The following is a 24,917-nucleotide window of genomic DNA, read 5'->3' on the forward strand; positions in this document are numbered from 1 at the left end:
TCAGTCCGTGACCGGCGGGCCACCCAGCAGGAACGTCACCTCCTCGCCGAGCTCGGAGCCCCAGTCCCCGCCCCCGTCCTCGTCCTCGTCCTCGTCCGACCCGGCCCCCTCGTCATCGCCCTCGTCCTCGTCCTCGTCCTCTTCCTTGTCCGAGCCGGAACCGTGCGGCACGCCGCCCAGGAACAGGAAGGGCACCTCCTCCCCGGACTCGGAACCCCCGTCGGTCCCGGACTCCCCGTCCCCGTCCGACCCGGCCCCCTCGTACTCGTTCTCGTCCTCGTCCGTGCCGGAACCGTTCAGTACTCCGAGGCCCGAGAACAGGAAGGTCACCTCCTCCGCGGACTCGTTACCCCCGTCGGACCCGGACTCCCCGCTCCCGTCCGCGTCCGGCTGCCCGGCCTGGTCGGAACCGGCCGGCTCGTCGTGCGCGAACACGAACTCCAACTCGTCGTCGGAGCCGGATCCCTCGGAGTCCGAGCCCTCGGAGTCGGAGCCCTCGGCCCCGGAGTCCTCGCCCTCGGCGGCAGCGGGGAACGTCTCCGCACCGGAGCCGGCCGGCGCCTGGTGCGACTGCGCGACCGCCGGTCCCTCCCCGTCCGGGCCGGCCTGCGGCACCTCCTCCTCCGCCACGATCAGGATGTAGTCCTTGTCGACGTCGCCGCCGGGATCGGGCATGGCCTTGCGGTCGGTCACCCTGAAGCGGGCCCCGGGCAGGAGCAGCACCTCGGCCTCCTCGCGCTTCTGCGAGAACGCGGCGATGTCGCGTCCGCTGCCGCCGCGCAGGGTGAGCATGTAGACCACCCGGTGGCGGTACGCCCCGACCGGGTCCTTGGTGGCGAACATGTGGGCCTTGGTGAACCTCGTGCTGGTACTCGCGTAGGTGTCGAACTCGACGTGGTCCTTGGCGAAGAAGGAGGTCATGAACGCGCTGACGTTGCTCTCGTTGCCCCACTCCCAGGCACCGCGGTAGACGGTCATCTCGTTCGCCACCGGAAGCTCCCTGAGCGCCTCCAGCAGCATGCCGGCGTGGAGCTTCGACTCGGCGACCACCGACGGCAGCAGCTCGTCGACCTTGTGCTCGATCTTCCTCATGATCTCCGGCTTGTCCTCCGGGCCGGCCGTGCGGTGCAGGTTGACGAGGTCCGTGACCTCCTCGTCCTGGAAGAAGATGTTGGGCGGTAGGGCCTCGGAACCGGCCAGTTCCTTGACGACCATCTCCTTCAGGACGTGACGCGTCGCCTTGGTCACCACGTCGACGAAGGGCAAGCCGCCGCCGATACCCCGGGTGCGCTCGACGACCAGGTTGATCAGGGCGTGATCGTTTCCGGTGTAGGCCCGGATCGCCATCAGATGGGCCACGGTGAAGTTGGGCAGCCGCGCGCGCATCTCCCCCACGGGAATCCCGTGCTTGCCCAGCCAGCGCCTCAGCAGCACGTCCGTCGGAGGGCCGAGCACCCCGTTGATCTGCTGATGGAAGAACTTCCTTGCCGCGTTGGCCTCCAGCTCGTCGAGCGCGTAAAGACCGCCCTCGTCGCCGTCCACGAGCATCCGGTCGAAATAGTGCCGCTCGTGCGGCAGCATGCCCCACGCGTCGAGTTCGCGCAGCCGCGGTTCGGCGAACGCGGGGCCCAGCGCGTCCAGGCTCCGGTACATCGACACCGCGTCGGTCAGGTCGAAGGTCCTGCCGTCCACGCCCTGGAATCCCGCGATCTGGGCGCCCCGCAGGATCTCGTACAGCGAGTGGTCGTTCTGGAGGCGCATCCAGCCGATCAGGCCGACGACGAAGTCCTCCGGCCGTGCGTCCGGGACGTTCAGCCAGTCGAAGGCGCTGAACATGCGGGTGGCCGTGCCGGACAGTCCGCCGATCGCGAGGATGCCCCGCTCTTCGAGGTCGCGGTACCAGGTGGAATCCGGGTCCAGCTGGTACCGGGCGCCGCCCTCGATCGACCCGAGCGGGAACTCCGGCCCCTGCCGCCTGGGGATCCGCCCGCCCGGGAACACGTGGCCCTGCGCCAGCAGCTCGTCGATCTCCTCCGGTGTCATCTCCTGCAGGTCGCTCGAACGGAGGTCCGTCCGGCCGGAGACCTTCGCCGTCACCGTGGTCGTGACGTTCCCCTGCGCGTCCGGGGCGCCGGTCACGACCTCCACCTCCGACACGGTCTGCCACTCCGGGAAGATTCGGGCCGTGTCCGGCTCCCCCTCCGGCGTGAGCGGGACGGTGCCGAGCTCGCGGGTCGCGGCCGCCGTGAGCGGCAGCACCTCCCGCTCCAGGAGCAGCGCCCGTTCGCGCCGGCTCAGCTCGACGTCGGCCCGCCTGAGCTGGGACGGCGTCAGCCTGCCCGGCGTGAGCATTTCGTCCGCGCGCTGCGTGCGGATCGACTGGCTCATGCCGAGTTCGCTGGTGTTGTTCAACGGTTCGGCGCTCCACCGCATGAGGTTGCCCAGCGCGAACGGGTCCTCGGAGAAGTTCCTGGCCTGCGGGGACGAGACGGCCGTCAGCATGCCGTGGAGCAGGCGCCGCTCCGAGCTCTCCAGGTAGTCGCGGTAGGGCCGCAGCTTCTCCACGTTGAGGCCGAGGGCCTGGCCGAGCAGCATCTCGGGGTCGCCGAACACCTTCAGCAGCAGCTCCTTCAAGCCGCCGATGTACTCGACGCCCTCGCCGCCGGGCCGGTAGTAGGCGGCGTTGTAGAACGCGGTGTACTTCTCCCGCGGGTTCCCGGACTCGACCATCTTGTCGATGTCACGGACGGTGAGGCGGGAGTGCCCGATCTGGCCCGCACTGGTCACGTCGTCACGGGTGAGGAGCTGCCTGAGGTGGACGTCCTCCTGCCAGTCCGGACCGTGGCTGAACACCAGGATCCGGAGCAGGTGGTTGAGCGCCAGGCCGATGGCGGAGTCCTCGTGTGCCACGAGGCCGACGGCCCGCTCGGCGATCTGCCGCTCGAACTTCTCGGCCTGCTCCTTCCACCCCGGCTGGGCGGCGATCGGGTGCTTGGGGAACAGCCGCTCCGGGCCCGCCACGCCGAAGGTGTGGCCGGGCGCCCCCGTGGCGGGGTCGTGGAAGAGCAGCTCGTCGTACTGCCCGTCACCGCGGATCTGGTCGTGCGCGGCGTCCTCGACGTAGGCCCAGACGGAGGCCGTGCCGGTGACGTCCGGCGCGGTCTCCGGGAACTCGGCCAGCTGCGGGTCGATCCACATCAGCTCGCCGCCGTCCGTGTGCAGCACGGTACTGGCGTGGCCGATCCGGCCCTGTTCGGCGGTGAGGACGAGGGCCCGGGCCCCCGGTCCGGCTTCCCGGACCAGGGCCGTGACCCGGTTCAGGGCCTCGGCGCCGGCGCCGTAGTGCCAGGCGGGGCCGAGGCGCCTGGACAGCTCCCAGACGCCGTCGCGTTCGGGCTGCCGGTCGGGGCGGCTCCCGGCGGGGTGCGGGTCGCCGTCCATGGTGTCCCACAACGCCAGGTTCACGTCGAGGCAGTTGACCCGGTCGCCGTCGGGGTTGAGGTGCCTCAGCAGCGCCCCGGTGAGCTGCGGCTCGCCGCCCGGCGCACCGGGCAACCCGGCCAGCCACGCCTGGTGCTGCTCAGGGGTGGGCTCGACCAGGCCGCGGTCGGCCGCCGGGGTGACGTCGCGGCCCATGCCGTGGTGCCGCTTGGGCCCCGGACCGTCCGACTCGGGGACGTGGTCCTCCTCGGCGCGGCGCTTGGCCTTGGGGACGAGGACGTTCCAGATGTCGTCGCCGGTGGGCTGGTGGTTGCCGGTCCGCCCGTCGTCGGGCGGCGGCAGGAGCGACCTCCCCGGCGCCGGTGGCTGCGGCTCGCCGCTCAGCGGCGGTTCACCGGACGAACTGTCCGGCCGGGTCTCCGGCCGCGCGTCGGTCCCCGGCAGCACCGGGGCGGCCTCCGCGTCCTCGCCGACCTGGCCGACCCACGCGGTTCCGACGGCATCGGGCGAGTTCCGCCGGGGGTCGCCGGCGAAGCTGCCGAGGTACGTCCGCCCGGCCAGGGCCGACGGCTGGTCCGGCTCGGCGGTCCCGAGGATCGGGCGCTTCAGTCCCGGCACGAAGCGCAGCAACGCCTCGCCGCCCGCCTGATGGCTCTTCACGATCTTGTCGAAGATCGACTTGTCGAAGGCCGACTCCGGCTGCCAGAACATGTGGGCGCCGTGCTGCACGCCCATGTCCGCCCCGACCATGGCCGCGACCGCCTCGCCGTACTCGTCGGCCTCGATCCGGTAGCCCAGTCCGTCCTGCATGTCGAAGATGTCGTGGTCACCGGTGATCGGCTTCCAGACGCCGTTCCCGTCCAACCCCTGGACCACACCGTCCACCACGCGGAATGCCCCTGCCAGCGACTCCATCACCGGCTTGAGCTCGGCGTACTCGACCGACCGCTGCTCGAAGCGCGCGACGACGCGCTCCCAGCGCCCGGGCACCGCGTCGAGCTCGGGCGAACGCACCGGCGCCACCGGCTCGAAAAAGCCGACCAGGCCCTTGTCCTCCGCCTTCGCCCCGAGCCAGAGGTCCTCGTCGCTGATCGTCTTGGCCTTGATCGCCTTCGGCTTGGGCAGGGCCCCCCTGTTCAGGTGGGGCACCGAGTCCGGGTTGGTGGGCCGCACCTCGATGACGATCCGCCGCTCGTCCGCCATCCGCTGGAACTTCTCCTGGTTGCGGACGGGCACCCCGAGCGCCTTCTCCGCGAACTGCGGCGACACCTCGACGAACCGCGCGTTGGCGTCGGCCGCCGCGAGGACCTCCGCCGGCACCTCTCCGTAGACCGGACGGCCGGAGCGCACCGTGAGGCCGCCGCCCGCGACCACCACCCGCGCCGGCGGGTCGCCGGCGTCGTGGTCCGTGCCGGCCACCTGGCCGGGTCCCCGGCCGTCGTCCTCGTCCGGGGCGGGCGACGCGGAGTCACGCCCGGCCCGCACCGGCTCACGCTCGACGGGGACGGGCACCGGCCCGGGCCCGGCCGGGAGTACGGCCTGCTCGGAGTCGCCCGTGCCGGGGCTGACGGGCTTCCCGACCGGGGGCTCGGCCGGCGTGTCGGCAGCGGGCTCGACGGGCTTCCCGACCGGGGGCTCGGCCGGCGTGTCGGCAGCGGGCTCGACCGGCCTGGCGCTGGAAGGCCCGGCGGGCGCCTCGCGGCGCCAGCGCTCGCCGGTCTCCCGAGCCGCCCGCGTGAAGACGGTGTCCGCCGGAGCGGTGATCGTGCGCTTGATCTCCGCCTTGGGGACGGACACCGCGAACGGGACGACACCGACGGAGGTCGCCGCCCCGGCCGGGCCGGTCTCGCCGTGGTGGAAGGTGAACCGGAACTTCACATGGCCCTCGAAGTGGACCAGCGGGACGGGGACCTTCGAGCTGGCGATGATCCGCCCGCCCACGGCCTGTTCCCCGCCCTGGCGCACGCGGTAGCCGCCGCCACCGGTGAGGGCGGCGGAGAACTTCCCCTTCACCTTGGAGAACTCCGCGCCGATCTGGCCGATGAACTGGAAGTGCCGGGAGTTGAGCGCGCGTTCGCTGCGCCGCACCGTGGTCTCGCCGACCAGCGCGACCTCCGCCGCGGGCTCCTCCCGCAGGTGGGCGAGGTCGACCAGCTCGGCCCTCACGGAGACCCAGGCCTTGCGGCCGTTCACCCGGAAGGGCGTGCTGGTCAGTTCCCCGCCGGCCGTCAGCCGTGGCAGGGCCGCCATCAACCGCTCACGGCCGAACTCGCTCATCACCCGCTCGGAACGCCGGCCGCCGCCGGCCACCCGGCCGTCCCAGGCGCCGGGGTAGTGCCGGCGGCCTTCGGCGTCGAGCAGGCTCCGCAGGGAGCCGACGTCGGACAGGTCGCGGATCACGTGGGTGACGGCGAGACCGTCGGTCCAGACGGTTTCCGGCGGCACGGAGTGCGTCGTCGGCGTGGCGTCCCGGTCCGGGCGGGTGGTCCCGTCCCCGGTGGTGATCGGCGGGGGCGCCGTGAAGCGCCGGCCGGCAGCGTCGGCGGCCGGGCGGGTCTCCGCGGTTTCGACCAGGGCCTGGAATTCGACCTTCGCGTACCCGAAGGCGTGCCGGCGGACGCCGAACGCCGTCTTCGTCATCGGGGCGATCCGGTCGGGTGCCCGGTGGCTCCCGGGCTTCGCGGCGCCCTCGGTCCGGTGCCGGGCGAGGTCGGCCAGGTGCCGGTTCCGCTCGGCCAGGTAGCGGGCGTGCTGCTCCTCGGTGCCGGGCCGCCCGCCCAGTTCACTGATCCGGGCGTCCAGTCCGGCCACCTGCCGCCGCAGGTCCGACTCCCACTTCCCGGTGACGGCGGCGTCGATCCGCTGCTGCTGGGCCTCCAGCACCTCGCGGAGCGCCTCCTCGTACCGGCGTTGCAGCACCTCACGCTCGGCTTCGTACCGACGGCGGAGGGCCTCGGTGCCGGGCCTGCCGTCGAGCTCCTTCAGCCGGCCGTCCAGCTCCCTGACCGGCCGCTGGAGGCCGTCGATCCGCTCCTGCTCGGCCCGGGCCGGCCTGGGGACGCCCTGGTCGACGGTCCTGCCCCAGAGTTGCAGGTTCCGGCGGAACTCCAGGTGCAGCAGGGCGGTGCCCTCGAAGACGCTGCCGGGGACCTTGGACTTGGTGCCGATGCCCGTCCCGGCCGCGCTGGCGTTCTCCTCGACCCGGTCCTTCCCGCTGATGTGCGTCAGCGTGCCGCCCGCGACGACGGCGGCGGGGAGCGGGCCGAGGGGGTCGGAGGTGCCCACCAGCCGGAAGGCGGTGGCCTCGCTGGTGCTCCGGGTGTAGGCCGTCAGGCCGTCCGTTCCCCCGCTGGAGAAGCCGCTGGTGCTCCCGCTGTTGAACTCGGTCGCCTTGGTGTCGGCCACGTGCGCCATCTCCTGCACGCTGGCCCGGACGGTGACGGTGCCGCCGCGCACCGCGATGGTCCAGCTCTGGCCCGCCATCAGCGACCGCAGCCTCGGCTGGAGCGCCTCGGCGGTGAACTTCGGCGCCAGCTGCTGCTTCACCCGCCGCCAGTTCCGGTCCGAGCCGAAGACCTCCCGGCCGGTGGCGTCCAGCTGGCTCAGCACGGCGTCGGCCCCCGGCCGGGGCCTCGGGGCCTGCCCGGCCCCGGCCGCCGCCGCGGCTGCCGCGGTCGTCGCGGTCGTCGGAGTCGTCGCGGGCGGCCCGGACGGGCCGTCGGACACCGGCTGGAGCGGGATGTCCCCCTGCTGCTCCGGCCGGTGCTCCGGTGCGTGCACGCCGTCGCCGTTCGCGGGCACGGCGGCCGGCGCCACCGTGTCGCGTGCGGCGGCCGGCGGCACCGTGTCGCGTGCGGACGGGTGCGACGGGGAGACGTGCAGGACGATGTCGGTGGCACCGAGCACCAGCGACTTCATGATCCGCTCGGGTACCTGTCGCAGCTGCGCGGGGGCCGGCCTGGAACCGGTCGCCGGGTCGACCGGCAGTTCACGGACGGGGAACGCGAACTCGGCCCCGGTCGTCGCGTGCAGGGTGTGCCGGATCGCCCGGTTCCCCGGGAGGCCGAACGTGCGGGACAGGTCCACCTCGATCCGGAACGTCAGGTCACCCCGGAAGACGGCCGCCGCTTCGACCGTCTTCCCCTTGGACACCGCGTTGGTGCCGACGTCCCGGGTGCCGCCGACAACGGCGTCCGTGTTCCAGGAGTGGCCCAGCCCTCCCGTGACGTACGAGGCCTTGGCGGCCACGGCGACGGTCTGGGTCGTCCTGGTCCGGTGGTCCTGCATCGCGCCGGTGGACGTCGAGGACTCGGTGCCGGTCTCGAACTCGAAGTCCTTCACGGACTTCAGGTACTCCTTCATGGTGACCGTCGCCTCGACGATCCGGATCTCGCCCCGGACGCCGTTGGCGGACACCGACGTCCCCCAGCTGCGGCCGGTGGTCAGCGCGGACGCCATCGGCCGGAGCGTCACCGGGTCGAAGAACGGCATCAGCTCCGCCGCGACGTGGTCCCACCGGTCGCCGAAGACGGACTCCAGCGTGTCGCGGAGTTCGTGCATCACGGCCAGGCCGTCGGTGAGCGTGAGCACGGCGTCGGACGAACCGAGCTGCCGGTGCTCGGCGACCCGCTGCGGCGGCTGGTACGCGAGGGGCGGCGTGTTCTCCCCGCCGTCCCGCGAGGTGGTGGTGCCGGTCTTCCCGTCATTGACGGGCGCGACGGGCTGGACCGGCTCCGCGGGCACGACGGGCGCGGCGGACTCTGCGGGCTTGACGGGCAGGGCGGCGGACCCGCCGTCCGCGGCGGGTTCCTCGGGACGGCTGAAGACCTCCGGCTTCGCCTCCGTGCCCTCCGTCAGGTAGCTCTCGGCGTGGGACTGCGGGACGGCCACCACGAACCGGATCTCGGGGTGGGTGCCACCCGCCGTCGGGGCGAGACCGCCCTGGCCGGCCACCTTGATGTTCAGCCGGGCCGTGGCGAGGTAGACCACCATCGGCTCGGCGAACTTGGCGCTGGACACCGTGCTGGAGCCGCCGGCCGCGCGGTCACCGCTGCGGTGGCGGAACGTCACCCCGCCGCCCTCCATGACCGACAGCCACTCGCCGCCGGGGAAGGCGTAGTTGAATCCGCCCTGTACCTGCCCGCCGTAGGAGTACCCGGTGATGTCCCGCGAGGCGTCGCCCTCCGCCGTCTCGTTGAGGACGTTCAGCTCCGCCTTGTCGATCGTCCGCAGGAACTCCAGCCGCTCCACCCGGGCGGTGGCCCGGACGTCGGTGTCCGCGTGCCGCGGCCGGCTGAGCAGCGGGCCCTGCAGCGGGACGTCCCGGCTCATCGCGGGCAGCGAGGCGGCCAGCCGCTCCAGGTGGAAGGTGTTCCGGACGGCCTGGCGGAACTCCTTCCAGCCCTCGGGCCCGAAGGCCCGCGGTCCCAGCTCGTCGAGGGCGGTGTGCAGGTCCTTGCCCTGCCCGGTGTCCCCGGCCGGGTGGGCGTGCGCGAACACGTCCAGGACGACGGTGCTCTCCGGCAGGCCCGACCCCCAGATCCCGGGCTTGGGCCGCCACGCGGTGGAGCCGGGCTCCAGGCGAGGCGGCAGGACCGGCTGCGGCGCGGCACTGCCGGGGCGGAAGGGCTCCGGTCCGGCCACCACCACGGAGTCGGCGGCCTCGGACAGCACCTGGAAGCCGATCTCCGCGGTGGCGTGCGGGCCCGCGGCCGGGGCGTCCGCGGCAGGCCTGTCCGCAGCCGGGCTGCCCACGGCCGGACGGTACTCGAAGGCGAGAACGGCCCGGCCGTCGAAGACCACACCGGCGGTCTTCACCTTGACGGCGTTGCCGGCCCGCACCGTGACCTGGTCGATCGCACTGCGGTCGTGGCCCAGCTGACCGGACGGCAGCGCGCCCGTGACCCCCATCGGCAGCTCGCCGAAGTCGGTGTGCTTGACGGAGGGCTGTCCCGACAGGTTCCGGCTGTTCGTGACGGACGAGACGACGGTACGGGTCACGTCCGTGCCGGTGTTGAACTCCGTCTGGTCGGTGTTGCGAAGGTGGGACATCTCCGAGACCCGCGCGGAGACCAGGATGCTCCCCCGGCCACCGGAGAGCACGATCTCCAGGGGCTCGCCGGCCATCATGGACTTCAGCTCGGTGCGCAGGCTCTGGAGGCTCACCCTGCCGAGGATCTCGGTGCGCACCGTCGCCCAGTCACCACCGAACGCCTCGCGGCCGAACGCCTCCAGCGAGGCCCTGGTGGTGCCTTCGGGGAGCGAGGCAGCGGGGGCGGCGGCCGCGAGCAGCGCGCGAACGCCGCCGGCCGTCCGGTTCCCGGCCGCGTCGACCGTGTGGACGCTCTTGACGACGTCCAGCCCGCCGAGCGCCAGGGACTGCTGGACCCGCAGCGGCGGACGGTAGTGCTTCTGCCCGGCGGGCAGCACGGCGCCCGCGGCCTCGGCGGCCGGCACGACGACCGGAACCGGCAGGTCGACGCGGAGCCGGTGCCGCGCGTCGCCGGTGCCCTCGCCGACCGGCATGCTCTTCCCGCCCTTGCGGACGTCGGAGAAGTCGAGCTCCAGCCGGACCTCGGCGTCGACCCGCAGGGCGGGTTCGGGCGTCTTGCTCCGGGAGAAGGCCCGGCCGCGGCTGTGGACGGCGCCGGCCTTGCTCAGGTCGTTCACCACGCCGGCCTGGCCGGTCATGCTGGTGTCCGGCGCCTCCGGGGAGAACTTGCCCCCCAGGAGCAGCCCGATGCCGAGCCTCCTGCGGCCCTCGTCGAAGGAGCCCGCGGTGGCGAACGAGTCGCTGCCGTCCTCGAACTCGAACTTCTTGTCCGTCCCGGTGCTCTCGGCCCTGATGACGCGGGCGGTCACCTGGACGTCGCCCTTCCAGCCGCGGAGCTCGAACGGCACCGCGAGGGTCTCCCCCTGGGTCATCGCCGACAGCACGGGTTGCAGGGCGTCGAGGTCCAGCGCGCCGGACAACTGCTCCCTGGTCTCCCTGGCCAGCTGCTCGCGGGCCGCGGCCAGCTGCTCCTCGACCTCGGTCAACCGCTCCCGGGCCGGTGCCGGCTGCTGCCCGGCGTCGGTCACCTCTCCCTGGGCCTTGCGATGCCTCTCCAGCAGGTCCCCGGGGAGCAGCCCGGGGACGGCGGTCAGGGCCGTGACGACCTCCGCCACCACCCGATCGGCGCGGCCCGGTATCGGCAGGACCCGGTCGCCGCCGGCGAGTTGGCCGTTGGTCGGATCGGTGAGCCGGGTCGGAGGCGCGGCCGGCTCCGGAGCCTTCGTCGCCTCGACGGCCTCCTCGACGCGCGGCACCTCCGTCTTGGGCACCTCCGTCTTGGGCACCTCCGCCGTCGGCACCGGCGTCAACAGCGGTGCCTCCGGCGACGGCGGCAGGTCCAAGCCGGACAGCTGCTCCGGAACCTCCGGCAACAGGACCGGCGACTCCGGCAACGGCGGCAGGTCCAACCCCGACAACTGCACCGGAACCTCCGGCAACAGGACCGGCGACTCCGGCGACGGCGGCAGGTCCAACCCCGACAAGTGCGGCGCCTCCGCACTCGCCTCCGGAGGGGCCGGCAGCGGCGGCGGATCCGCAGGCACCGGCTGCCGGGCGGGCCGCAGCGCCGAGTAGTGCGCCCCGGCGCCGTCGCGGTAGAGCATCACCGTTCGGCGATCGGGGTACTCGGAGAATCCGAGGAAGCCCCCGTCGTGGTGGAGGACACCGATGTTGAGGCCCACCGCCGAGGCCACGATCCGGGGCACGTCCTCGAAGAAGAACGTGTTCCAGAGCTCACGGTTGCGGATGACCAGGTCGACCATCCCGCTCCGTGACATCCCTCGCAGGGTCTCGGGGTCCAGGGCCCGCGGCTGTCGGGAGTCCGGCTCCACCAGCACGGGCCTGGTGAAGATCGGACGCTCCTCGAGGTAGCGGCCCCAGGTCGCCTGCTCGGTGAGCACGGGGTTGCCGAACTCCCGGAGCAGGGCGAGCGAGTCCATGCCTGCGGGCGGCGTGCCCGGCCGGCCCATCACGCGCCACAGCTCGATCGGCGCCAGGTCCTCCAACAGTGCCTGCAGGACCTCTCCGGTCTCGTCCGCGAACTGCCGCTCGGTGGCGCCCTCGGGCCCCCGGTACCAGCGTGAGGCGGCGTCGCGCAGCCCGGCGACGTCCAGGTGGTGGTGCTCCCACTCGCCGAACTGCCGGTTCGCGCCGACCAGCAGGGACGTGAAGAGGCAGTCGCCGTCGCCCGGCACGGTGAGGGCTTCGAAGGGCTGTCCGGCGATGGTCAGCCCGGTCTGGTGAACGGTGCGCTCACGGGCCGCGACCTCCGCGACCGGCCGTGGTGCCACCGCGACCGGGGCGGGACCGTGGTCCGCGGGGACCTGGGTAGGACCGTGCTCCGCGGGGACCTGGGTAGGACCATGGTCCACCCCGACCGAGGCGGGACCGTGGTCCGCGGGGACCTCCGCCGCACGGTCGCCGCCCGACCCGGCCGGGACCATCTCGATCGCCTCCGGCTCCTCCACCATGGTGCTGGTGACCGTGCCGAAGCGGACCGCGCCGGGCAGATCGCCGACGATGTCGTCCCGGGTGCCCTCCGAGCCCTCCGGCAGGAGCCCCTGCTGCTCCTCGCCCACCGGCGGCAGGTTCGCGCCCAGCTGCTCCTGGACCGCCTGGTCGGGGTCGCCCCCGGGCCCGCGGTGCCGGACCCACCGGCCATAGGGAATGATCACCGGCCGCCCGTTCGCATCCACACCGACCCCGGCCGAGACGACCAGACGGGCCGCGCCCTGATGGGCCGCGCCCTGTGCAGGGACGAACCAGACGTCCCGGTCGGCGGCCACCGCCGAGGTGCCCAACTCCCGTTCCCGCAGGAACCGCAGGACATCCGGTACGTAGGTCGAGTCCAACGCCGAGCCGAGGCCGCACGCGACGAACACCAGCTCGTCCGTCCCGTTCCACGCCCCGTCCTCCGCCAACAGGACGGCCAGCTCCTCCGGGCCGATCGCCCGGCCGTTCCACAACGGCCGGCCGTCGTCGCCCGTGTGCACCACCACGAGGTAGCGGCCCGGCTGCGCCGGGAACTGCGCGAGCGCCTCCTCCTGCCGGGCCCTCGCCTCCTCCGACATCGCCGGGTCGACGATCACCCGCCCCCGGACGCCGGTACCGAACTCACTCAACGACCGCCACGGGACGGCGCTCCTGACCGGCTCGTGCGGCACCGTCGGCACGCCGCCGCCGTCGGTGCCGGGGGCCTCGGTGTCCGGGGCCTCGTACCAGGGGTGCAGGTACTCGTCGGGGAACAGGCCGCCCGGCGCGACCTCGGTGCGCAGCTCCTCCTCCGTCAGCGGCGGGAGGGTCCGGTAGCGCCAGGGCGTGTCGTCGTAGCCGAGCCGCTCGTCGAAGAGCCGGCTCCCGAGCATGATCTCGTGGAAGGTGTGGTCGTCCGCGTCGATCATCCAGGCCAGCAGCGCCAGCCGCAGGAGCCGGGGGTCGACCGCCGCGTCCGCCGTTCCCCGCTTCGCCGCGAGCGCGCCGATCTCGGCCGCGGACTGGAGGAGGCCGTACGCCGTACCGGAGGTGCCGCTGCTGACCAGACCGCCGCCGCGCATGGCGCCCTGCTGGAGCTCGGCGTCCAGCCGGTAGTGGAACGCCTTGGCCCCCGGCTGCCAGCCCAGCTTCCCGTCCTTGTCCACGGCGCTGTACCACTCGCCGCCGCTGAGCGGGGGCTGCACGTCGAACGGGTTGAGGGCCGTCTCGCGGTCCTCGGCCGGACCGTTCTGCCGGGCGTCGCGCTCCGCCGTCAGCGCGTCGGGGCGCTGCAGCCTGTCCTTCTCGACCAGCCTGGCGAAGTGGTCGGAGCGGTAGCCGTTGTAGAGCATGGCCATGCGCTCGCGGAGCGTGCCCTCCTCGACGACGCGCTCCAGCAGGTGGCGCTCGGTGCCCACCATGCCCGTCACGCCGGCCAGCCTGGTCCCCAGCTTGTCCTTCTGGTCCGCGGGCGTGAGGTCCCAGGCGAGCCGCACCAGCTTCCCGACCTCGCGCTGGACGTCGTCCCGTCCGCGCAGGTGGGCTGCGAGCCTGCGCTCGTACTCCTCCGCCTGCGCCAGGTAGCGGATCCGCCCGAGGTCGCGGGGGTGTGCCGGTGGGGCCTCGTGCAGGGCGGCGGTCTCCGCCGGCGCCGGCACGGGCCGGGCCATCCGCTGGAGCAACTCACGCCTCCGCAGACGGGCCTGCGCCTTCTCCCGGTGGGTCCTGATGAGGTAGTTCTCGTACTCGGCCACGAACTCGCCGGCCGAGTACTCCTTCCAGGTCAGGGCGTCCTTGCCCTCCTTCACCTTCAGCGACACGAGCCGCAGTCCGCTCTCCCGGACGGCGGGCTCGTGGTGGGCGCCGCTGCCCTGGAGGAACCCGCCGTAGAACTCCGGGTGGAACTTGAACTGCGATCCGTCGGTGAGGAAGTCGTAGTCCTGCATCGTCTTCGCGATCTGGTTCGCCTTCCAGTCGTCCTTGGTGTGCTTGACGACCTTCAGCCCCCTGGCGGGCCGCGCCAGCTCCAGCTCCATGACGACCGGCAGGCCGCGCAGCCCCTCGTCGTACGACGCCGCGTGGCCGAAGGTGTGGCCGGTGTACAGCCCCGGCCCCAGCTCCGCCCAGTTCGCGGCGTTCTTGATCTTGCCGAATCCGCCGCCCAGCAGGTAGGTCCGCACCGTCATGGCGTCGGTCACCCGGAACACCCGCTGTCCGGCTCCGATCGCGACCTCCTCCGCGGTCGTGACCGGGACGGCCTCCTGCGGGCCTCCCGCGGCCTGCGCGTTCTGCTTCTCCGGCTCCGTCGGCCCTTCCGTCGCCGGTTGCGCCTGCTGCCCCTTCTGCTGCCTGGGCGGCTTCCTCTGCTGCTGCTTGCGCGGGCCGGCCAGCTCGTCCAGGTACTTCTTCCCGACGGAACCCTCGGTGGCCGTCGCGGTGGTGCTCCCGGCTCCCAGCCGTTGCACGCCCGAGTAGTGCGGCAGGCTCCCCGGACGCTCGGGGTCCCTGAGGACCACCAGCTCCGGACCGCCCGCGCCGGTGCTCGTCCGGTGCTCGCCCTGGACGACGGTGAGGGCGACTCCGAGGGCACCGGCGATGATGGCCGGCGCCTCGTCGTAGAACGGGGTGTTCCACAGGGACCGGTTCCGCAGTGCGAGGTCGTACATCTCGCTCATCGTCCGGGCGGCGATGTCCTCCCGGCGAAGGGTGGTCGGCTCGGTGTCGCCCGGTTCCAGGTACACCTCCCAGGTCGCCGTGGTGTCGTCCTCGTCCAGACGGTCGAGAGGGTGCTCCCCTCGCCGGTTGGTGTCGCGGTAGAGGGTCGCGCCGCCCTCACCGCGGAACCACTCCGACGCCAGCCGCCGCAGCCCGTCGGCGTCGAGCCCGGCGTGCCGCCACCCGGGCAGTGCGGCCCGTCCACTGCCGAGGACGGCGTTCAGCAGGCAGTCGCCGTCCGCCGCCACCTCGACGACCCGGTGCAACGCCCCGCCGAGCAGCAGGACCCGGCTGCCGGGGGACTCCTCCGGGGTGGTCTCGTGAGAGGGCGCGGACGGCGTGTCGGAAATCTCCCCGGTGTCGCCCAGCCCGTCGCGCCCGGTGCGCTTCGCCTGCTTCTTCTGGCCCTTGCTCCGGCCGCCGGCCGCGCTCGCCGCGGGCACGGGCTCGTGGGAACCCTGCTCGGTGTCGGGGGTCCCGCCCGGCTCGAACCTGACCCAGCGTCCGCGGGTGCCGTGCTCGTCGCTGAGAATGCCGAGCGTGGCGACGCGCTGCCCGATGCTCACGTTGACCGAGGTCGTGGCCGCCCACACGACGTTCCCGGTCGCGTCGGCCAGTTCCTGGGCCACCACCTTCCCGCTGTCACCGCGCGCGCCGGCCTGACAGGCGAGCAGCACGATCTGGGAGTCCTGCGGCATCCGCCGGAAGCTGGGCCGCCGGCGGACGACCTGGCCGAGCGCGTCGCCCGTGAGGTAGACCTTCTTCTTCCCGCCCGGCTGCTCCGAGAGGGTGGGCAGGATCGCCGCGAGGTGCGTGGCGTGCGTCATGACCGTGTAGATGGGCGCCGAGACGTCCCACGGCACCAGCCCGATCGAGCCGAGGTCGGGGTTGTCCGACGAGGCCGCGGTCGGGTCCTCCCGTTCGAAGAAGTCGGACGGGAGGTACTCGAAGTGCGGGGTGGTGGGGTCGAATCCGTCCCGCACCTTCTCCCACTTCCGGGTGAGGGCGGTGTCCCGGTAGAGCCGGCCGCCCGACTGCCGGCCCAGCGGGAACAGGACGGGATGGCTGTCGAGGTCCGTCTCGTCGACGACCCCCGGTTGCTTCGTGTCGACCCGCCGGCCGTCCTTCTGGCCGATGCCCATGGTCGGGATGCCGCCGATCCCCGCTTCCTCCGGCAGGGCCGGGTCCGGCGGCACCTCCTTGATCCAGAACCCTCGTTCGACCTTCTCGTCCTTCAGCTCGGGCCGCAGTCTGGCCTTCACCCTGACGAGGCCGTCGGCCAGCGACGACGCCACGGAGTTGGTCCACACCGTCCGCCCGGTCGCCGCGGCCAGGGCCCGCGGGAACGCCAGGTCCGCACCGAGGACACCGGGGCCGACCAGCACCAGCGGGGTCTCGGGGGTGAGCCGGTCGAGCGGCAGGTCGGACGCCACGGCCTTGGCGAACGGTTCGGGTTCGAGGGCCTCGACCTTGTGGGGCATCAGCACGAGGAACGGCCGCGGCCCGGTGATCCCGGTCAGGCTGTAGTGCTTGTTCTTCTTCTCCTTCACGGCGTCGCCGGTGACGACGGCCGGGGGGTCGGCCGGAGCCGGGACGACGGCCGGGGAGTCCGCCGGAGCCGGGACGACGGCCGGGGGGTCGGCCGGAGCCGGGACGACGGCCGGGGAGTCCGCCGGAGCCGGGACGACGGCCGGGGAGTCCGCCGGAGCCGGGACGACGGCCGGGGGGTCCGCCGGACGCACCCCGGCGCGCTCCACCGGTTGGGGGCCTCCGTCGGACACCTTCAGGGGTTCGGCCCAGTGGTAGACGTCCAACACGTCCTCGGCCACCTCGGGCGCGGTGTCCGGCCAGCGCCCTCCGCGCACCGCGATGCCGACCGTGGCCCCGCCGGGCGTGGTCACGAGGCGGGTCTGGTAACGGCTCTGGCGCTTCTCGGGTGCCGGCTGCGCGGGTTCGCCCGCGGCAGGGGACTCGCCCGCCGCGGGGGACTCGCCCGCCGCGGGGGACTCGCCCGCCGCGGGGGATTCGCCCGCGGCAGGGGAGGTGTCGGTCGGCTTCACCGGCGCAGCGGCCTGGTCCGGGTGCGGTGGCGGCGTGTGCGTCGACAGCACGCCCCTCAGGGCGGCGTGCAGCGCGGCCCCGGTCAGGAGTCCGTCGGCGGTCCCGGCCGCCTCCACCACCTTCCGGAGGTGCTCCGGCAGGGGGCGCGCCCGTTCCGGCAGCGCGAGCAGGTCATGCGCCATCCCGGCCAGCCAGCCGCCGGTCAGGAAGGGCGCCTGCATCCGGTAGTGGTCGCGGCCGAGCTGCTCCAGGCGTCGCAGCACACGGAGCTTGCCGGGGTCACGGGTGATCGTGCCCGCGACCTCGTCCCGGTGGTACAGGTCGTCGTACAGCTTCAGGAGCGCCCCGGCGGCCAGCCGCTCCCGGGCGGACGGGGCGGATGCCGACGACGCCTCGGTGGTGGGGACCGTCGCCGGTGCGTCCGCCCCTGCCGGTTCCTTGACGGCCTCACCGGCACCGGCCGCATCGGCGGCCAGTTGCCTGGCGGCCTCGTCCAGTGCGGTCCGGTCGATGGTGCCGCCGGTGCCGTCGATGTTGCGCGTGGTGATCGCCTTGGGCTGCTTCGCGGGTGCTGCCGCCTTCTTCGCAACCTTGGGGGCGAAGCTCGTGTCCGCGACGGCGGGCCTCGCGAGCGGCAGCGGCGGAGCCTGCGACGCCGCCCAGCTGGTGTCCGGCCTCTCGGAGTCGGAGGAGGCGAAGTCCGATCCGTCGAAGTCCTCGGCCGCGTCCGAGGCCTCGTCCACCCCCTGCTTGGTGATGCGCCGCTGGCCCTTCTTCTGCGGCTCCTCGTCCTTCTTCTTCTTCGGCTTGGACTTGGTCTTGGACTCCGCGCGGGCCGGCTCGTGGGAGCCCTTCTCGGTGTCGGGGACCACGCCGGGGACGAACTTGACCCAGCGTCCCGGCGTGCCGTGCTCGTCGCTGAGGATGCCGAGCGGGGCGACCCGCTGCCCGATGCCCATGTTCACGGAGGTCGTGCTCGCCCACACGGTGCGCCCGGTGGCCTCGGCCAGCTCCTGGGCCACCACCTTGCCGTTCTCGCCGATCGCGCCCGCCTGGCAGGCGACCAGCACGATCTGGGTGTCGTCCGGCATCCGCCGGAAGCTGGGCCGCCGGCGCACCACCTGTCCGAGCGCGTCGCCGGTGAGGTGGGTCGTCCTCTTCCCGTCGTCCTGCTTCGTCAGCGTGGGCAGCAACGCCGCGAGATGCGTGGCGTGCGTCATGACCGTGTAGGTGGGCGCCGCGACGTCCCACGGCACCAGCCCGATCGAGTCGAGGGAGGGGTCGTCCGCCGAGGCCGCCGTGTCCTGGGACTCGTCGAAGAAGTCGGACGGCAGGTACTCGAAGTGCGGGGAGGTGACGTCGAAGCCGTCCCGCGCCCCTTCCCAGAGCCTGGTCAGCGAGTTGTCCCGGTAGAGCCGGCCGCCCGACTGACGGCCCAGCGGGAAGAGGATGGGCTGGCTGTCCAGGTCCTCCTCGTCGATCCGGCCCGGCTGCTTCGCATTGACCAGCCGGCCGTTCTCCCGGATCACCGTCATCGTGTCGACGGTCCCCAGCCCGCCGGTGTCGACCGCCACCGCCGCAGGATCCGGCGGCACCTCCTTGATCCAGAAGCCCCGCTCGGCCTTCTCCCCAGCGTCCTTGAGCGACTCCCGCAAATCGGCCTCCACCCGGACGAGGCCGTTCTTGAGCTTGGACGTCACGGAGTTCGTCCAGACCGTCCGCCCGGTGGCCTTGGCGAGGGCGCGCGGGATGGCGAGCTCCGAGGCCATGGTCCCGGGGCCGACCAGCAGCAGCGGCGTCTCGGGAGCGATCTGACGATCGGCCAGGTCCGCTGCGATGGCTGTGACGACGTCTGCGGGTTCGAGATCCCTGACCTTCCGGGGAAGCACCACGAGGAACGGCTGGGCCCCGGTCACCGCGGCCAGGCTGTAGTGGCGGTTGCGCCCCTCCTTGGGTGTGGCGGCCGGTGCTGCGGCCGGAGTGACGGTGGCCGGAGTGACGGTGGCCGGAGGGACGGCGCCCGGTGCGGTGGCCGGTGTGGCGGCGGCCCGCTGTACGGGCTGCGGGCCGCCGTCGGTGACCGGCCTGGGGGAATCCCAGTAGTAGACCGCTCGCACGTCCTCGTCCACCGGCTGGTCCGACGCGGCCCAGTCGGCGTCCTTCGCACCGCCCCGCAATGACGTGCCGACCACGGTGCCGCCGGTGGTGCGCAGGTCGCGGGTCTGGAAGGGGGTGCCGGTGGGCCGCGTCAGCGGCACCGGTGCCGGTGCCGCCGGTGCCTGCGGGGCGGCGACGACCGGCGGTGCTGCCGGTGTCGCCGCCGCGGGCGGCGACAGCGCGCCGCGCAGTGCGGAGTGGAACGCGTCCCCGCTCAGCGACGGGTCGATCTTTCCGGCCGCCGTGACCACCTGCTCCAGGTGCTGCCGCAGCGGGCGCTGCCACTCGGGCATGGCGTGCAGGTCCTGCGCCATACCGGCGAGCCAGCCGCCGGTCAGGTAGGGCGCCGACATGTGGTAGCGGTCGCGGGCCAGTTGCTCCAGGCGCCGCAGCGCCCGCACCGACCCGGGGTCCCGGGTGATCGTGCCGGGATCCGCGTCCCGGTGGTACAGGTCGTCGTAGAGCTTCAGCAGCGCCCCGGCGGCGAGCCGCTCCCGCGCCGATGGTGCGGACGCCGAGGACTCCGTACCGACCCCGGCCCCGGCCGTCGTCGACGTGGCGGGCTCGCGGGCCAGCTCCCTGGCGTACTCGTCCAGCGCGGCGGTGTCCACGGCGCCGCCGGTCCCGTTGATGTCCCGGGTGAGGATCACCGCCGGCGCAGCCGGTGCCGCGCCCTTCTTCGCTGGCTTGGGGCCGAGGTCGGTGAGGTCGCCGAACCGGTTCCCGTTGGTCCCGGCCCCGGGGCCGCCGGTGCCGGCCGTCGGCATCTCCCCGAGCGCCGTGCCCGGGAACTCGGGCATCAGGTTTCTGGCACGCAACGACTCGACGCGGACACCGAGTTCGGCCGCCAGCTCGTGCCAGGCCCGGGTGGCCGCCACCTCGCCGGGCGCCCGGGAACCCGATCCGCCAGAACCCTCACCCTGCGCCGCGATCTCCTCGGTACGACGGGCGATCCGCGCCTGCGCGTCACGCAGCGTCAGGTGCTCCGACTCGCCCGAGTCGCCGCCCGACTTGTCCCGGAGATCCTGCAACAGCAGCTTCCAGGCCTCCTCCGCCGCCGCCCGCTGCTCGGCACGGGCGGACGGGGCGGAGGCGAGGGACTCCCCGCCCGGCACGGCCTCGACGTCCCCGGCACCGGCGGCCGGCCGCTCCCGCAGCGACAGCACGGGAGCGGTCCGCACGACGGGAGCGAGCGGCGTCTCCACGGCCTCGGGCATCAGACCCCGACCACGCAACGAATCGACGAAGATACCGAGTTCGGCCGCCAGCTCGTGCCAGGCCCGGGTGACCGCCGCCTCACCGGGCACCCGGGAACCGAGACCGCCGGAACCCTGGCCACCGCCGTCGCCCCGCGCCTCGATCTCCCTGGCACGCCGGGAGATCCGGTTCTTCGCGTCACCCAGCGTCAGATGCTCCAACTCACCCGATCCGCCGCCCGACTTCTCCCGGAGGTCCTGCACCAACAGCTCCCAGGCCCGCTCCTGCTCGGCCTTCCGTTCCTCGGCCTTGGCCTTCTGCTCGGCCTTCCGCTCCTCGGCCTCCCTGGCTTCTCGGGCCTCCCGGGCCCGCTCCTCGACCCTTGCCCGGCCCTCCGGGGACGCCTCGTTCTCCTTCCGGCGCTGGTCGGTGATCGCGTGCTGCCGGTCCCGGGCGGCCGCATCGGGGGCGTCGCCGGACCGCACGCCGTCCTTCCCACCCTGGTCGGCCTTCTGCTGGGTCTCGGCAGTGCCGTCCGTCAGCCGGTGCCCCTCGCCGGGGAAACTCTCCGGCTTCGGCTTCGGCTCCGGCTTCGGCGCCGACGCTTCGGCACCCGGCTTGTCACCCGTCGGCGCCGGATCCACCTGCGTCTCGCTGCCCGCGGACCGGCCTCGGGACTTCACCCCGCCGGTACCGCTCCCTGAATCGCCGCCCTCGCGCCGCGGTGAGCCGTTCGACTCGGCGTCAGACTCTGCCGCTCCCTCTTCCCTGCGCTTGAGCTCGTCAAAGGTGACGATGTTCGACCGCTTCGGGGCCCTCCCCGCACCCTCGCCCTGCCCGACGCCCTCGGCCTTCACCGGGCCGGGCGAATCCGCCGTCGGACCACCCGCCTCCCGCAACTTCTCCTGACGCTCCAAAACCGCCTTCGCCCTGTCCGAACGCGCCCCATCAGCCGACCCACCCAACCGATGGCCCTCACCCGGGAACGGCTCGGCCTTCGCTGCACCCTCCTCGGAACCGCCACCACCCATGCGCTTGAGATCATCAACAGTGACGATGTTCGACCGCTTCGGAGCCTCACCCGGGAACGGCTCGGCCTTCGCCCCACCCTCCTCGGAACCGCCACCACCCATGCGCTTGAGATCATCAAGAGTGACGACCTCCGACCGCCTCCAGGCCTTCCCAGCACCCTCGGACCTCACCGAACCGGGCGAATCCGCCGTCGGACCACCCGCCTCACGCAACTTCTCCTGACGCTCCAGAACCGCCTTCGCCCCGTCCGAACGCGCCCCATCAGCCGACCCACCCAACCGATGGCCCTCACCCGAGAACGGCTCAGCCTTCGCTGCACCCTCCTCGGAACCGCCACCACCCATGCGCTTGAGATCATCAACAGTGACAACCTCCGACCGCCTCCAGGCCTTCCCAGCACCCTCGGACCTCACCGAACCGGGCGAATCCGCCGTCGGACCACCCGCCTCACGCAACTTCTCCTGACGCTCCAGAACCGCCTTCGCCCCGTCCGAACGCGCCCCATCAGCCGACCCACCCAACCGATGGCCCTCACCCGAGAACGGCTCAGCCTTCGCTGCACCCTCCTCGGAACCGCCACCACCCATGCGCTTGAGATCATCAAGAGTGATGACCTCCGACCGCCTCCAGGCCTTCCCAGCACCCTCGGACCTCACCGAACGGGGCGAATCCGCCGTCGGACCACCCGCCTCACGCAACTTCTCCTGACGCTCCGGGAAATGCGTCCCCGGCGACAGGACCTCTTCGACCTCGTTCCGGAGGTCCCCCTGGTCAACGGGCTTCACCGGGCCGTTCTTCGGGTCGCTCTTCTCGCCCGGTCCGCCGCCGTCCCGCAGGCCCGGCTTCACCCGGCCGTCGCTCCCGGTGGTGCCGCCCCCGATGTCCTCCGAACCGGCCGGAATCAGCCCGTCCATCTTCTGCCCGTCGCCGCCGGCCTGGTCGCGATCGGAGTCCGACGCGTCCTTGTCCGGCCGGTTCTGCTCCGGCTTCGGGCCGGCGTCCTTCTGCCCTCCCGGGCCGTCCTCGGTCCGCAGCGGGCTCGGCGGCTTCTCACCAGCACCCGGATTCCTGGCCCCACCGGCGTCCGACGCATGCGGGTCCGCAAGCCCCGACTCCCGGAGCCGCGCCTGGCGCTCCAGGAACAACTGCCGCGTGAGGTTCCTCGTCGTCGCGTCCTCACCCGTCCGGTCACGCTTGGGGTCCGGAGTGTCCTTGTCGGGCCGCTTCGGGTCGGGCTTCGGGTCCGCCTTCGGGTCGGGGCCGTTCGGCCCGGCGTCCTTGTTGCCGCCCGGGCCGCCCTCGGTCCGCGGCGGGATCGGCGGCTTGTCATCACCACCCGGATTCCTGGCCCCACCGGCGTCCGACGCATGCGGGTCCGCGAGCCCCGACTCCCGGAGCCGCGCCTGGCGCTCCAGGAACAACTGCCGCGTGAGGTTCCTCGTCGTCGCGTCCTCACCCGTCCGGTCACGCTTGGGGTCCGGAGTGTCCTTGTCGGGCTGCTTCGGGTCGGGCTTCGGGTCCGCCTTCGGGTCGGGGCCGTTAGGCCCGGCGTCCTTGTTGCCGCCCGGGCCGCCCTCGGTCCGCGGCGGCGGGGTGTCGCCGTCGCCGCCGCCCTTGGGCGGGTGCGGCGGGTTCGGGCCCGGCTTCGGGTCCGTCCTGGGGCCGGGCGTCGGGTCGGGCGTCGGATCGGGCTTCCGGTCCGCGTGCGGCTCCGGGGTGGGCCGGGACGGCGACGGCTTCGGGCCGTCGCCGTGCCCGCCGGTGGAGCCCGACGTCCCGGTGGAGCCCGACGTCGCGGTGGCGCCGCCCGCACGGTTGGCGTCGCCGCCCGTGTTGGTCCGCGTGTCGCTTCCGCCGCCGCCCGAGGACTCGGTGCTGCGCCGGGGGGCGGGCTCGGGGATGTTCCTGCCGCCCGTGTTGTCCTTGGCGCCGGAGCCGGACTTGTCACCCCCGCCGGACCTGTCACCCCCGCCGGACCTGTCGCCCCCGCCCGACTCCGTCACGACACCCGGTTTCGGGGCCTCCGGCTTCGCCGCGCCGGTGGACGAGGTGGAGCCGCCGGCCTTGTGGTCCGAACCGGACGCGTTCGACCCGCTCTCCGTCCGGTGGGAGGAGGGCGGCGGGGTGAGCGACGTGGTGGAGGCGGAGGCGTCACCGGCGCGGAGGTGTTCGGCGCCGCCGCCCGGGATCTGGTCGTGGCCGCCGGGCCGGGGCACCGGGAACGGCGCGGGGTGCCCGGAGATGTTGCTGATCGCCGACAGCAGGTGCAACGGGTGCAACGCGCCGTAGTACTTGCCGTTCGCAGCGTTGATCTGGGAGCTGTCGAGCCCCCGGACGAAGTCGACGTACTTGGTGGTCAGCGGCGAGGCCAGGCCCATGATCATGTGCCGGGCGCCGCCCATCATGAAGCCGCCGACGAAGCTCATCCCGCTGGCCGACCACTCGCCGTTGTAGATCTGGTTGAAGAAGCCCTCGGTGAGGTACTGGTTGGTCCCCATCTTGATCTGCTCGCCCAGGACGTGCCCCAGCACGAACATGGTGTTCATCCGGTCGACCCGGCCCGCGAGTTCGGGCAGTTTCTCGGCGAGCGCCCGCAGGCCGGCCGACGGGGCGTGGGCTCCCCCTTCGGCGATCTCGCGCAGGGCGGTGGCGAGCGCCGTCCGCCCCGCGGCCGACCTGGCGCCGTTCTCCGCGAAGGCCTTGCCGAAGGCCTGGCCGAGCTCCCGGGCCGTCTTCTCGCCGAGTTCCTTGCCGAGCCCCTTCTCGAAGGCCTTGCCGAGGTTCTCCGCGAACCGCACCCCGGCGGCCGCACCCGTCTTCCCGCCCGCCGCGAAGCCCTTCGACAGGTACTGGGAGTTCTGCTTGAGGAGCTTGCTGATGTTCTTGGCGAACTCGGAGGCCACCGGGTTGGCGAGCAGGCGCCCGGCTTCCTTGCCCACCCCCGCCCCCGCGCCCTTCGCCGCGCCGGCCGCCGCGCCGGCGCCCAGCTCCCGCACCAGGTTGTTCAGTTCCTTGGTCACGAAGATCTTGGCGAGGCCGGCGCCCAGCAGCTTGCCGAGGCCCATGCCCAGCAGGTGCAGCGGCCCGGCGATGGCCCCGCTGATCGCGCCGAAGATCGCGGCCTGCTTGGTGAGGTCCTTGTCCCACTCGTGCCGGTTGCCCTGGCCGAACTGGATGCCCTGGAGGATCGCGTCCAGGACCAGGCCGCCCACCACGCCGAAGAAGGTGTGCGTCAGGATCACCTGGACGAGCTTCTTCAGCAGGTTGATGATGATCGTCTTGACGACCTGCTTGAGCCCCTCCGCGGCGACCATCGAGCCCCCGAAGGTGAACGGGAAGAAGGCGATGGCCAGCGCGATCTCGATGAGCAGCTGGACGATCTGACCAATGATCATCCATTTGGTGTACTCGACCGTGTTCGCGACCTTCCCCGCGAACTCGCTCAACTCATGGGAGAGTTCCCCCGCGAGCGTGAGGTAGTCGGCCTCTTCCTTCTCTCCGATGAACCGCCCCATCGCGTTGGCGAAGGCCTCGGCGGCCTCCCCCTCGAACTGGCTCCGGCACCTGGCCACCAGCTCGACGATGTACCCCTTCAGCTTCGGCAGGTCGTCGGCGAGCGCGGCGTAGTCGTCCCGGACGTCCCGCAGCAGGCCCTCGTCGGATTCGGGCCACGGCATGCCGGTGAGGACGTGGAAGAACGTCGCGACGCCGGGCGAGACCTGGATCGACGAATGGGCCATGGCGGGGAGCCTCCGACTGCGAAGCCTGCTGGTGCGGGTGGGGAAGTGGC

1 protein-coding gene is annotated in these 24,917 nt (G+C 73.0%); it reads right to left on the reverse strand.

Going from position 1 to position 24,917, the window contains the following annotated elements; all coding sequences use genetic code 11:
• Complete coding sequence (locus J5Y04_RS25635; RefSeq protein WP_209414674.1) at positions 1 to 24,867, reverse strand: toxin glutamine deamidase domain-containing protein; 24,867 nt, start codon at positions 24,865 to 24,867, stop codon at positions 1 to 3.
• Between the last annotated feature and the right edge of the window lie 50 nt (positions 24,868 to 24,917).

It is taken from the genome of Kitasatospora sp. RG8, assembly GCF_017813315.1.
Classification (GTDB): domain Bacteria; phylum Actinomycetota; class Actinomycetes; order Streptomycetales; family Streptomycetaceae; genus Kitasatospora.

Coding starts and splice junctions, on each gene's coding strand:
- J5Y04_RS25635 (WP_209414674.1), bottom strand. CDS start 24,867: ATGGCCCATTCGTCGATCCAGGTCTCGCCCGGCGTCGCGACGTTCTTC.